Genomic DNA, 12,816 nt, shown 5'->3' with positions numbered 1-12,816 from the left:
TATGCTCTGGTTGTTACCAGCGCGCCGTTACCATCTTCTTGCGAGTGTAGAATTCAACACCATCCGTGCCATTGGCATGAAGATCACCATAGAAGGACTTCTTCCAGCCCGAAAACGGGAAAAATGCCATTGGTGCAGGTACGCCCAAGTTAATACCCAACATGCCCGCATCAATCGTCTCACGGAATTGACGCATACTCGCCCCGCTGCGGGTGAACAGACACGCCCCGTTGGCAAAGTCGGAACGGTTCGCCAGCTCAACGGCTTCCTCCAGCGTAGACACTCTTGCCACCGAAAGTACTGGAGCAAAGATCTCATCCTGCCAAATTTTCATATTGCTATCAACTTGGTCGAATACCGTTGGCCCTACAAAATAACCGGATTCACCTGTCGCCTGATCCTTACGTCCATCCCTGATCAATGCCGCGCCTTCCTGCTCTCCGGCTTCAATGTAACTAAGTGTGCGCTCTTTATGTGGTCCACGGATGACGGGACCGAGGAACACGCCATCATCCATACCGTTACCAATGGTAATGCGGTCTGCTGCTTCCACCAGCTTTTGTACCAGTTCGTCAGCCACATCACCCACAGCCACAACAACCGCACATGCCATGCAACGTTCCCCTGCTGAGCCAAAGGCTGCACTGGTAATCTCTTTCACGGTCAGATCCAGATCGGCGTCCGGCATAACGATGGAGTGGTTTTTGGCACCAGCCAGTGCCTGTACCCGTTTGCCATGCTTGGATGCAGTGGTGTAGACGTATTCCGCCACAGGTTGTGATCCGACAAAGGAGATCGCTTGAACATCCTTATGTTCAAGCAGACCGTTCACTACATCATGCGCCCCGTGAACGATGTTGAGCACGCCGTCCGGAAGCCCTGCTTCCTTGAACAGCTCTGCCAGGCGGCCTGCCAGTAGCGGTGTGCGCTCGGACGGCTTCAGGACAAAGGTGTTACCACACGCAATAGCCAGCGGGAACATCCAGCACGGTACCATCATCGGGAAATTGAAAGGGGTAATTCCCCCAATAACACCGATCGGGTAGCGGTACATGCCCGACTCCAGTCCTGTCGCGATGTCAGGGAGTTGTTTGCCCATCATCAGATTCGGGGCACCTGCCGCGAACTCGACGCACTCAATGCCACGCAATACCTCGCCATACGCTTCGGCGTAGCTTTTACCGTTCTCCAGCGTCACCAGGCGAGCGAGTTCCTCCCAATGCTCTACCAGCAGCTGCTGGTAGCGGAACAGAATACGTGCACGGCGTGGAACCGGTGTGCTGCTCCAGGATTTAAACGCTTCTCGTGCTGTCTGAACCGCCAGATCCACGTCCGCTTGTTCGGACAGTGGCACATGTGCAATAACTTCTTCCGTGGCCGGATTCACCACTGGCTCCGTGCGAGTTGACACTGGGGTTACCCAGGCACCTCCGATCCAGTTTTGTACCATTGTCGCTGTTGCAGACGCTTCAGTAATTCCGTTTCCCATAGCCCTGTCTCCCTTCGCTTATGTGTGATCCCTTATGTTGAACTTATATGATTGATGTTGATCTGTATGAGTGTGTTATTCAAAGTATTGCAACGAGCTTTAAGACACGGTGATCTCGCCCCGATTGCAACGTTCGATGTAATCATTCACCTGTTCGACCGTTGGCATTGCATCCGAACAGCTGTGGCTTGAAATAACGATACTTGCTGCACCACTGCCATACGCCATACTGCGCTCAATCGTCCAGCCCTGCATCAATCCATACAGGAACCCGGCTGCGTAGGAGTCGCCTGCACCGAAGGTTTTGACCACTTTTGCCGGGTAGCTGTCCGCGCGGTGGGAAAGCCCTTCACGCGTATAAGCAATGGACCCTTCCTTGCCGTGTTTGATTACTACAATATTCGCTGAGAAATCAAACCATTTTTGTGCAGTCACCTGATCGCTATGATCCGGATTGTAGTCGAATGTCTCCATCATGTCGAACTCTTCACGTGTGCCGAGGATGATATCGCATTTCTCGGCTGCAAGGTTGTAATAGACCGCTGTCTCTTCATCTGATGTCCATGTGTATGGGCGATAGTCCAGATCAAACACAATAACTGTGCCATGTTTTTTCGCATACGTTAGTGCCTGTAATACAGCTTCACGGGATGGGCTCTGCGCGAGGGCTGTACCTGAGATTAGCAGCACTTTGGAGTCAGCAATCAACTGCTCCTGCACCTCTTGCGCCTGTAATAACAGATCCGCCACATTGTCCCGGTACATCAGGATACTGCAATCGGTTGGGCTCTTAATTTCGGTAAAAGCGAGCCCTGTCACCGCTCCGGTGTCATCTGTAACTACATTTGATGTGTCGATGCCGTTCTTCTCCAAATAACTCTGGATGAATCTGCCCATCTGATCATTGGCGATCTTACCGATAAAAGCCGTCTCCATACCCAGTCTGGACATGCCAATCGTAATATTGGCCGGAGAGCCACCTACATACTTCGTGAACGTCATCGTCTCTTCCATCGGGCGATTGATCTCATTGGCGTTCAAGTCGATGCACAAGCGGCCAATCGCGGTGAAATCCTTCTTCCTGGATACCGGAAAGGATACGTAAGTCATTGCATGTGAGCCCCTTTCTGTAGTGGGATTTTCCATGTTCTATATGGATATCTAGACTAGTTACTCATTCCATCGTAAGAACTCGTAAACGGCTAGAGTAAGTCATTTTTATTTTCCAATCGTAACGTTATACTCTTGCTGGCCTTCTTCCTTTTTCACTTCATAGGTGTGGCCTCTGACCGCTGCAATGCTAAACGAATCAGCTGTGTTGGTATAACGACTCCATATAGTTCAAAGATCGCTTCGCATACTCATATGGGTTATGAATCGCAGGGTCCTGCTCTCCTTCAAGCATCGCCCAGCCATCGTACCCTCGTGTGATCAGTTCTTGCAGAATTGGTGCAAAATCAATGCATCCATCCCCTGGTACGGTGAACACTCCTCTACGAATACAACCGACAAAGTCAGATTGCTCCGCGCGTGCTTCATCCAGCACATGCGGGCGGATATCTTTCAGATGGATATAGGCGATCCGATCATAATGTTTGCGCAGCAGTTCAAGTGGATCGGCTCCGCCATAGTAGGCATGACCAGTATCATAGAGCAGATACACGAGAGAAGGGTCTGTCAGCTCCATCAGTCGATCAATCTCATCCGGTTGCTCTACCACCGTGCCTCCATGATGATGGTACGTAAGCTTCAACCCGTGTTCACGGGCGATAGCTCCTGCTTCGTTCAACCCTTCAGCGAGGATATGCCATTCAGATTCGTTGAGTCTGAGCACTTCTTTTTCATTCGGAGTTCGTCTTGGATCAAAATGAAGCGACCCGCCTACTTCCGCCGTACTAATCACCTTACTGCCCATGGATTGTAGAAATTCCGCATGTCTGCGATAACCGTCCAACTCCGACTGACGATACACCGGATCGGAGAACAGTACCGATTTCCACTGGGAGACCAGATTGATATTCCTTTTACTCAATTCCTCACGCAATATAGCAGGGTCGGTCGGATATTTACGTCCCATCTCCGTACCTGTCAGCCCAAGACGCTGAATGTCATCCAGAATCTGTGCACACGTTGTCGCATCACCATGCTCCTTCACATCTTCACCGACCCAATTGATCGGATGAATCCCAAGCTGGAATGGCAGCTTGCTCATTGCTCCACGTCTCCTTTGTCGTTCAACATTGTGGTTCACTATATTAAACCGGATTAAATCGGTCTTGCTTTGGCACGGTTGGCTTGCATGGTGTGATGAGCATGAACTACCTTCTCTTCGACAGATACCTCAGGTACACCCACATTCCACCATGACTCGTATCCACCTGCGTTGGTTCCAGGCACGACCGGAATCTCAATCAACGTACTCACTGTTTCGTTCTTCGCATCTCGGAGTGCTTGTTCCAGCTGTTCTGCTGTCTCCGCTCTATAGGATTTGGCTCCCATGCTTCGGGCGTGAGCTGCAAAGTCCATTGGCATGTAATCCCCGGTCAGTCGTCCACTCTCGGATTCCCGATAACGGAACTCATTGCCGAACCCGTCACTACCATGTTCCCGCTGCAAATTATGAATACACTGGAATCCATTGTTGTTGAATAATAAAATAGTCATCTTCTTCTGTTCCTGCAAACTGGTCACAAACTCCGAATGCAGCATCAGATAACTGCCATCCCCTACCATGGCGTACACTTCACGATCCGGCTCGGCAAGTGCTGCTCCGAACGCTCCACTTACCTCATACCCCATACAGGAGAACCCATACTCCATGTGGTATGTCTTTGGTTCAGCCGCACGCCACAGACGATGTAGATCACCTGGCAGACTGCCTGCCGCACACACTATGACGGAAGATGGATCAATGGTTCTGTTAACGACGCCAACTGCTGTGGTCTGTGCCAGCCCTGCTTCATGTTGTGCTGCATACAGTCGATCCACTTCTGCATTCCATTCAGCGCGGAGATCAGCGATTTCAGATGTACCATATGCACTTCGATATTGTCTTTGCTGCAATTCCTTCTGCAAAGCCTGCAATCCTTCGCGTGCATCTGCCAGAATGGCTTCTCCGCCTAACTTTGCGGCATCCATGCTGTTCAAGTTGATGTTGATGAATGAAGCTTCCGGATGTTGAAAAGCAGAGCGGGACGCCGTCGTGAAATCCGAGAACCGGGTACCGACGCCGATCACAACGTCTGCTTCTCTCGCCAGCCTATTGGCTGCCAGAGAGCCGGTAACCCCGATGGCCCCCACATTCAGTGGGTGGTCCCAAGAGACAGCGCTCTTGCCCGCCTGCGTTTCGGCGATCGGAATACCAAATGCCTCGGCGAACTCCACGAGCTGGGCGGATGCCTCAGAGTACAACACACCGCCGCCTGCAACGAGCAGCGGCTTTCTGCCTCGGGCAATCTGCTCCGTTGCCCGTTCAATGGCTGCCTGTACCGGGGGGCGACGATCCAGATAATGTACTTTGCGGGCAAAGAACGATTCCGGGTAATCGTACGCCTCTGCCTGCACATCCTGCGGCAGTGCGAGCGTTACTGCTCCTGTCTCTGCTGGATCAGTTAGCACACGCATGGCCTGTGTAACAGCAATCATCAACTGTTCAGGACGAACGATGCGATCCCAGTATTTACTGACGGCTTTGAATGGATCAGTGGCTGAGATTGTATAATCACTGCTCACTTCCAACTGCTGAAGTACCGGGTCTGGTTCCCGTGTAGCAAAGTTATCTCCTGGAAGCAATAAAACCGGAATCCGGTTCACTGTTGCAGTAGCTGCCGCTGTGATCATATTCAAAGCACCAGGTCCAATAGATGTTGTACATGCATAGATCTGTCTACGGTTCTTCTGCTTGGCATAAGCCGCTGCCGTATGCACCATGCCTTGTTCGTTCTTGCCTTGCATATACGTCAGGCTTCCCGGACTGCGCTCCAGCGCTTCTCCAATGCCTGTTACATTGCCATGTCCAAAAATACCGATGATTCCCTTCACAAACTTGGTTTCCACCCCGTCAACCGAGATATATTGCTGATCCAGGTATCGAAGCAGTGCCTGAGCCATCGTCAGTCGAATTGTTTTCATGAATTGATCGCCGTCCTTTCCTTTACGGGTTAAGCGCTTAATCTACGTTAAGTTTAAGCGCCTTACCCCTAAAGGTTAAGCGCTTAATTGATATGGTATTACAGGTTAATGATTTACGCAAGCTATTTTTGTAAGCGTTTTTATAAATTGTAATAAAGAAAAAATATTCTTGTGTTCGAACATGTGTCAGACCTTCTCTATTTGAACACTTCTACAATGACTAAGAACAGATTTAAATGAGGGGGAATATATCGTGAGGATGGGATACATGCTGGTACATGATAATCAGCCAAATAATCCGTGATCTTTGTATAAAATCATGATCAATATGCCTGTGAATGAAAAAAAAGAAAGAGACGGTGAATATCATCTCTTTCTTTTTCAATATATAAGCGGGTGATGGGAATCGAACCCACGCTATTAGCTTGGAAGGCTAAAGTTCTACCATTGAACTACACCCGCATAACAACAATCGGGATGACACGATTTGAACATGCGACCCCCTGGTCCCAAACCAGGTGCTCTACCAAGCTGAGCTACATCCCGTTATCTATACCGGCGAGAGGACTCGAACCTCCACGGTTTCCCACTCGATTTTGAGTCGAGCGCGTCTGCCATTCCGCCACGCCGGCAAAATATGAAGTTATAATGGCGCGCCCTGAGAGATTCGAACTCCCGGCCTTTTGATTCGTAGTCAAACGCTCTATCCAGCTGAGCTAAGGGCGCAAAATATTGGAGCGGAAGACGGGAATCGAACCCGCGACCCTCGCCTTGGCAAGGCGATGCTCTACCGCTGAGCCACTTCCGCAAATAAAGGATGCGCGTGGAGGGACTTGAACCCCCACGTCAAAGACGCTAGATCCTAAGTCTAGTGCGTCTGCCAATTCCGCCACACGCGCATATAATGGTGAGTCATGAAGGGCTCGAACCTTCGACACCCTGATTAAAAGTCAGGTGCTCTACCAACTGAGCTAATGACTCATAGAAAAACTGGTGGAGGATGATGGATTCGAACCACCGAACCCGTACGGGAGCAGATTTACAGTCTGATGCGTTTGGCCGCTTCGCTAATCCTCCAGGATTACATGGTGCCGGCGAGAGGACTTGAACCCCCAACCTACTGATTACAAGTCAGTTGCTCTACCAGTTGAGCTACACCGGCGTATTACATGGTGTTATAAATGGTGGCTCGGGACGGAATCGAACCGCCGACACGAGGATTTTCAGTCCTCTGCTCTACCGACTGAGCTACCGAGCCTTACTAGAATAAAAAAATGGCGGAACCGACGGGATTCGAACCCGCGATCTCCTGCGTGACAGGCAGGCATGTTAGGCCAACTACACCACGGTTCCAGATCACTTTCTCAAGGAAAGCTAATTGCGGGGGCAGGATTTGAACCTGCGGCCTTCGGGTTATGAGCCCGACGAGCTACCGGGCTGCTCCACCCCGCGTCGTTATAAAGTTATATGGTGGAGGCTGAGGGGATCGAACCCCCGACCCTCTGCTTGTAAGGCAGATGCTCTCCCAGCTGAGCTAAGCCTCCATAATATGACCCGTAGGGGATACTCTCACTTCGTTCGAGACTGCGAAGCAGTTGCTAACGAAGTTCATCCTCCGACGAACCTTTGGGATTCTCATCCCTTGTTGAAGCAATAGGTATTGCTATGACCCGTAGGGGATTCGAACCCCTGTTACCTCCGTGAAAGGGAGGTGTCTTAACCCCTTGACCAACGGGCCTTACTGGCTCCCCGAACAGGGCTCGAACCTGTGACAACTCGATTAACAGTCGAGTGCTCTACCAACTGAGCTATCAGGGAATGGTGGAGCCAAGCGGGATCGAACCGCTGACCTCCTGCTTGCAAGGCAGGCGCTCTCCCAGCTGAGCTATGGCCCCATACTCTGGTGTATTTCTTGTTTTGGTCTTGCTATGGGCCCTGGTGGACTCGAACCACCGGCCTCACCCTTATCAGAGGTGCGCTCTAACCAACTGAGCTAAGGGCCCTTATCAATTTTCGAAAAAAAATACCCCAATGGGGTTTCGCTTGGCGGCGTCCTACTCTCCCAGGACCCTGCGGTCCAAGTACCATCGGCGCTAGAGGGCTTAACGGTCGTGTTCGGGATGGGTACGTGTGGAACCCCTCCGCCATCGCCACCAAACGCATAGCTTAGCTTACATTTCAGAGTGTTGTTCTCTGAAAACTAGATTCGAAACGAAACATGCGAATTATCACTTGCTATTTGGATAAGCCCTCGACCGATTAGTACTGGTCAGCTCCATGCATTGCTGCACTTCCACCCCCAGCCTATCTACCTCGTCGTCTTCAAGGGGTCTTACATACTGGGAAATCTCATCTTGAGGGGGGCTTCACGCTTAGATGCTTTCAGCGTTTATCCCGTCCGTACATAGCTACCCAGCGGTGCTCCTGGCGGAACAACTGGTACACCAGCGGTACGTCCATCCCGGTCCTCTCGTACTAAGGACAGCTCCTCTCAAATTTCCTACGCCCACGACAGATAGGGACCGAACTGTCTCACGACGTTCTGAACCCAGCTCGCGTACCGCTTTAATGGGCGAACAGCCCAACCCTTGGGACCTACTTCAGCCCCAGGATGCGATGAGCCGACATCGAGGTGCCAAACCTCCCCGTCGATGTGGACTCTTGGGGGAGATAAGCCTGTTATCCCCAGGGTAGCTTTTATCCGTTGAGCGATGGCCCTTCCATGCGGTACCACCGGATCACTAAGCCCGACTTTCGTCCCTGCTCGACTTGTAGGTCTCGCAGTCAAGCTCCCTTATGCCTTTGCACTCTTCGAATGATTTCCAACCATTCTGAGGGAACCTTTGGGCGCCTCCGTTACTCTTTAGGAGGCGACCGCCCCAGTCAAACTGCCCACCTGACACTGTCCCCGCACCGGATTACGGTACCAGGTTAGAACCTAGATACGATCAGGGTGGTATCCCAACGTTGCCTCCACACAAGCTGGCGCTCATGCTTCAAAGGCTCCCACCTATCCTGTACAGATCGTACCCAAATTCAATATCAAGCTGCAGTAAAGCTCCATGGGGTCTTTCCGTCTTGTCGCGGGTAACCTGCATCTTCACAGGTATTAAAATTTCACCGGATCTCTCGTTGAGACAGCGCCCAAGTCGTTACGCCATTCGTGCGGGTCAGAATTTACCTGACAAGGAATTTCGCTACCTTAGGACCGTTATAGTTACGGCCGCCGTTTACTGGGGCTTCGGTTCACAGCTTCGGATTGCTCCTAACCACTCCCCTTAACCTTCCAGCACCGGGCAGGCGTCAGCCCGTATACTTCGCCTTACGGCTTCGCACAGACCTGTGTTTTTGCTAAACAGTCGCTTGGGCCTTTTCACTGCGGCCCCCTCGTGCTATTCACACTACCGGGGCACCCCTTCTCCCGAAGTTACGGGGTCATTTTGCCGAGTTCCTTAACGAGAGTTCTTCCGCGCGCCTTAGAATACTCTTCTCGCCTACCTGTGTCGGTTTGCGGTACGGGCACCATCACCTGGCTAGAGGCTTTTCTTGGCAGTGTGAGATCATGACCTTCGCTACTATAATTTTCGCTCCCCATCACAGCTCAGCCTTACAATGTGCGGATTTGCCTACACATCAGCCTCACTGCTTAGACGGACATCCATCAGTCCGCGTCACTACCCTACTGCGTCCCCCCATTGCTCATAACGGCTTACGGTGGTACAGGAATTTCGACCTGTTGTCCTTCGACTACGCCTTTCGGCCTCGCCTTAGGTCCCGACTTACCCTGAGCGGACGAGCCTTCCTCAGGAACCCTTAGGCTTTCGGCGGATCAGATTCTCACTGATCTTTTCGTTACTCATACCGGCATTCTCACTTGTATAATGTCCAGCGCTCCTTACGGTACACCTTCAACCCTTATACAACGCTCCCCTACCCCTGATGCAAAGCATCAAGCCATAGCTTCGGTGGTGTGTTTAGCCCCGTTACATTTTCGGCGCAGAGTCACTCGACCAGTGAGCTATTACGCACTCTTTCAATGGTGGCTGCTTCTAAGCCAACATCCTGGTTGTCTGTGCAACTCCACATCCTTTCCCACTTAACACACACTTGGGGACCTTAGCTGATGGTCTGGGCTGTTTCCCTTTTGACAATGGATCTTAGCACTCACTGTCTGACTCCCGGAAGTAAGTCTATGGCATTCGGAGTTTGACTGAGCTTGGTAACCCTTGCGGGCCCCGCACCCAATCAGTGCTCTACCTCCACGACTCTGTTTTCCGAGGCTAGCCCTAAAGCTATTTCGGGGAGAACCAGCTATCTCCGAGTTCGATTGGAATTTCTCCGCTACCCCCACCTCATCCCCGCATTTTTCAACATGCGTGGGTTCGGGCCTCCAGTGCGTGTTACCGCACCTTCACCCTGGACAGGGGTAGATCACCCGGTTTCGGGTCTACGTCCACGTACTATGTCGCCCTATTCAGACTCGCTTTCGCTGCGGCTCCGGCTCTTCACCTTAACCTTGCACGGGAACGTAACTCGCCGGTTCATTCTACAAAAGGCACGCCATCACCCCTAAAACGGGCTCTGACTTTTTGTAAGCACACGGTTTCAGGTTCTATTTCACTCCCCTTCCGGGGTGCTTTTCACCTTTCCCTCACGGTACTGCTTCACTATCGGTCGCTAGGAAGTATTTAGCCTTGGCAGATGGTCCTGCCGGATTCATACGGGGTTTCACGTGCCCCGCACTACTCGGGATCCGTCTCGGAGGGAACAGACTTTCAACTACAGGGCTTTTACCTTCTTTGGCGGGCCTTTCCAGACCTCTTCGCTTAACCGGTTCCTTTGTAACTCCATGTGAGACGTCCCACAACCCCAAAGAGCAAGCTCTCTGGTTTGGGCTTCTCCGCGTTCGCTCGCCGCTACTGACGGAATCACTATTGTTTTCTCTTCCTCAGGGTACTTAGATGTTTCAGTTCCCCTGGTATGCCTCTACACAACCTATGTATTCAGTTGTGAGTAACTGGAAATTACCCCAGCTGGGTTTCCCCATTCGGACACCCCCGGATCAAAGCTTGCTTACAGCTCCCCGAGGCAGTTTCGTTGTTCGCCACGTCCTTCATCGGCTCCTAGCGCCTAGGCATCCTCCGTGTGCTCTTAGTAGCTTAACCATTTTGTTCCGGTTTCGGTCGCTCGCTTCCCTTGGTTTGGACTACGTCCAAATCCAAAAGTCGCTCTCACCCGATACCATCACAAAAGCAATTTGACTACCGTTTTTATTGAAACTTGTTTAACACAAGTTCAGCTAAAAAGGAATGTTCTAATTCGCGTTTGTTTCGTTTCGATATCTAGTTTTCAAAGAACAAGCTCCATGCAAAAGCAAGCTGTTTTGAGAGTTTGAGCTCTCAAAACCGAACAACGAGTGAGTGTTTTGCAGCTAAGCTGCATATTTGAATGTTTCCGTTGCAGGAAACGATTCTCCATAGAAAGGAGGTGATCCAGCCGCACCTTCCGATACGGCTACCTTGTTACGACTTCACCCCAATCATCTATCCCACCTTCGGCGGCTGGCTCCTTGCGGTTACCCCACCGACTTCGGGTGTTATAAACTCTCGTGGTGTGACGGGCGGTGTGTACAAGACCCGGGAACGTATTCACCGCGGCATGCTGATCCGCGATTACTAGCAATTCCGACTTCATGCAGGCGAGTTGCAGCCTGCAATCCGAACTGAGACCGGCTTTGTTGGGATTGGCTCCATCTCGCGATTTCGCAGCCCGTTGTACCGGCCATTGTAGTACGTGTGTAGCCCAGGTCATAAGGGGCATGATGATTTGACGTCATCCCCACCTTCCTCCGGTTTGTCACCGGCAGTCTATCTAGAGTGCCCACCCGAAGTGCTGGCAACTAAATATAAGGGTTGCGCTCGTTGCGGGACTTAACCCAACATCTCACGACACGAGCTGACGACAACCATGCACCACCTGTCTCCTCTGTCCCGAAGGAAAGATACATCTCTGCATCGATCAGAGGGATGTCAAGACCTGGTAAGGTTCTTCGCGTTGCTTCGAATTAAACCACATACTCCACTGCTTGTGCGGGTCCCCGTCAATTCCTTTGAGTTTCAGTCTTGCGACCGTACTCCCCAGGCGGAGTGCTTAATGTGTTAACTTCGGCACCAAGGGTATCGAAACCCCTAACACCTAGCACTCATCGTTTACGGCGTGGACTACCAGGGTATCTAATCCTGTTTGCTCCCCACGCTTTCGCGCCTCAGCGTCAGTTACAGCCCAGAGAGTCGCCTTCGCCACTGGTGTTCCTCCACATATCTACGCATTTCACCGCTACACGTGGAATTCCACTCTCCTCTTCTGCACTCAAGTCACCCAGTTTCCAGTGCGATCCGGGGTTGAGCCCCGGGATTAAACACCAGACTTAAATGACCGCCTGCGCGCGCTTTACGCCCAATAATTCCGGACAACGCTTGCCCCCTACGTATTACCGCGGCTGCTGGCACGTAGTTAGCCGGGGCTTTCTTCTCAGGTACCGTCACCTTGAGAGCAGTTACTCTCCCAAGCGTTCTTCCCTGGCAACAGAGCTTTACGATCCGAAAACCTTCATCACTCACGCGGCATTGCTCCGTCAGGCTTTCGCCCATTGCGGAAGATTCCCTACTGCTGCCTCCCGTAGGAGTCTGGGCCGTGTCTCAGTCCCAGTGTGGCCGATCACCCTCTCAGGTCGGCTACGCATCGTCGCCTTGGTGAGCCGTTACCTCACCAACTAGCTAATGCGCCGCAGGCCCATCCCCAAGTGACAGATTGCTCCGTCTTTCCAGTTCTCTTCAGGCGAAGAAAACAATTATTCGGTATTAGCTACCGTTTCCGGTAGTTGTCCCAAACTTGAGGGCAGGTTGCCTACGTGTTACTCACCCGTCCGCCGCTAAGTATCAAGGAAGCAAGCTTCCTATCAACTCCGCTCGACTTGCATGTATTAGGCATGCCGCCAGCGTTCGTCCTGAGCCAGGATCAAACTCTCCAATAAAGTATTGAAAAGAGCGATAAGCTCATTTTGAATCTGACGAGATTAAAAATCTCATTTATGCTCCAGCCGATTCAAGCCAAGGCTTGTCTCAAACTTTCGCGTTCATTCTGCAAGCAGAATGTTTACTCACTCGTTGTTCAGTTTTCAAAGATCAAACTTGTTT

4 protein-coding genes, 17 tRNA genes and 3 rRNA genes are annotated in these 12,816 nt (G+C 51.5%); all 24 read right to left on the bottom strand.

The features are described 5' to 3' along the window. Nucleotides 1-13 precede the first annotated feature (13 nt). The 24 genes from MKY44_RS01560 to MKY44_RS01445 all read right to left on the bottom strand — a co-directional run bounded on the left by MKY44_RS01560 (nucleotide 14) and on the right by MKY44_RS01445 (nucleotide 12,653). Complete coding sequence (locus tag MKY44_RS01560) at nucleotides 14-1,489, bottom strand: CoA-acylating methylmalonate-semialdehyde dehydrogenase (RefSeq protein WP_341005809.1); 1,476 nt, start codon at nucleotides 1,487-1,489, stop codon at nucleotides 14-16. Between the two features lie 99 nt (nucleotides 1,490-1,588). Continuing rightward, the gene (gene iolC, locus MKY44_RS01555; RefSeq protein ID WP_341005808.1) at nucleotides 1,589-2,599 is read right to left on the bottom strand and encodes a 5-dehydro-2-deoxygluconokinase; all 1,011 of its coding nucleotides are present in this window, start codon (nucleotides 2,597-2,599) and stop codon (nucleotides 1,589-1,591) included. A gap of 199 nt (nucleotides 2,600-2,798) precedes the next feature. Next, the gene (gene iolE, locus MKY44_RS01550; protein WP_341005807.1) at nucleotides 2,799-3,701 is read right to left on the bottom strand and encodes a myo-inosose-2 dehydratase; all 903 of its coding nucleotides are present in this window, start codon (nucleotides 3,699-3,701) and stop codon (nucleotides 2,799-2,801) included. A gap of 53 nt (nucleotides 3,702-3,754) precedes the next feature. Next, a complete protein-coding gene (gene iolD / locus MKY44_RS01545) occupies nucleotides 3,755-5,620 on the bottom strand; it encodes a 3D-(3,5/4)-trihydroxycyclohexane-1,2-dione acylhydrolase (decyclizing) (RefSeq protein WP_341005806.1) in 1,866 nt (621 codons plus the stop codon). Nucleotides 5,621-6,011: 391 nt separating this feature from the next. Further along, nucleotides 6,012-6,082: transfer RNA gene (locus MKY44_RS01540), tRNA-Gly, on the bottom strand. 10 nt (nucleotides 6,083-6,092) lie between these two features. Next, a tRNA-Pro gene (locus MKY44_RS01535) sits at nucleotides 6,093-6,166 on the bottom strand. Nucleotides 6,167-6,173: 7 nt separating this feature from the next. Further along, nucleotides 6,174-6,252, bottom strand: a tRNA-Leu gene (locus MKY44_RS01530). A 17-nt stretch (nucleotides 6,253-6,269) separates the two neighbouring features. Further along, nucleotides 6,270-6,346, bottom strand: a tRNA-Arg gene (locus tag MKY44_RS01525). Between the two features lie 7 nt (nucleotides 6,347-6,353). Further along, nucleotides 6,354-6,428: transfer RNA gene (locus MKY44_RS01520), tRNA-Gly, on the bottom strand. A gap of 10 nt (nucleotides 6,429-6,438) precedes the next feature. Further along, a tRNA-Leu gene (locus MKY44_RS01515) sits at nucleotides 6,439-6,519 on the bottom strand. Between the two features lie 6 nt (nucleotides 6,520-6,525). Next, nucleotides 6,526-6,601, bottom strand: a tRNA-Lys gene (locus tag MKY44_RS01510). 10 nt (nucleotides 6,602-6,611) lie between these two features. Continuing rightward, nucleotides 6,612-6,697, bottom strand: a tRNA-Tyr gene (locus MKY44_RS01505). 9 nt (nucleotides 6,698-6,706) lie between these two features. Further along, nucleotides 6,707-6,782 (bottom strand) — tRNA-Thr (locus MKY44_RS01500). 20 nt (nucleotides 6,783-6,802) lie between these two features. Further along, nucleotides 6,803-6,878, bottom strand: a tRNA-Phe gene (locus MKY44_RS01495). Nucleotides 6,879-6,895: 17 nt separating this feature from the next. Beyond that, nucleotides 6,896-6,973 (bottom strand) — tRNA-Asp (locus tag MKY44_RS01490). 25 nt (nucleotides 6,974-6,998) lie between these two features. Beyond that, nucleotides 6,999-7,072, bottom strand: a tRNA-Met gene (locus MKY44_RS01485). A gap of 16 nt (nucleotides 7,073-7,088) precedes the next feature. Then, nucleotides 7,089-7,164: transfer RNA gene (locus tag MKY44_RS01480), tRNA-Val, on the bottom strand. A gap of 122 nt (nucleotides 7,165-7,286) precedes the next feature. Next, nucleotides 7,287-7,358, bottom strand: a tRNA-Glu gene (locus tag MKY44_RS01475). 4 nt (nucleotides 7,359-7,362) lie between these two features. Next, a tRNA-Asn gene (locus MKY44_RS01470) sits at nucleotides 7,363-7,438 on the bottom strand. Between the two features lies 1 nt (nucleotide 7,439). Further along, nucleotides 7,440-7,515: transfer RNA gene (locus tag MKY44_RS01465), tRNA-Ala, on the bottom strand. A 34-nt stretch (nucleotides 7,516-7,549) separates the two neighbouring features. Continuing rightward, nucleotides 7,550-7,623, bottom strand: a tRNA-Ile gene (locus MKY44_RS01460). Between the two features lie 38 nt (nucleotides 7,624-7,661). Next, nucleotides 7,662-7,778 (bottom strand): 5S ribosomal RNA (gene rrf / locus MKY44_RS01455). 81 nt (nucleotides 7,779-7,859) lie between these two features. Beyond that, a 23S ribosomal RNA gene (locus MKY44_RS01450) occupies nucleotides 7,860-10,785 on the bottom strand. 315 nt (nucleotides 10,786-11,100) lie between these two features. After that, a 16S ribosomal RNA gene (locus MKY44_RS01445) occupies nucleotides 11,101-12,653 on the bottom strand. The 16S, 23S and 5S rRNA genes sit together here with 17 tRNA genes alongside, the layout of an rRNA operon. Nucleotides 12,654-12,816 lie beyond the last annotated feature (163 nt).

It is taken from the genome of Paenibacillus sp. FSL R7-0026, assembly GCF_038004485.1.
Classification (GTDB): Bacteria; Bacillota; Bacilli; order Paenibacillales; family Paenibacillaceae; genus Paenibacillus; species Paenibacillus xylanexedens_A.
This window is presented reverse-complemented; position numbering and strand designations above follow the sequence as displayed.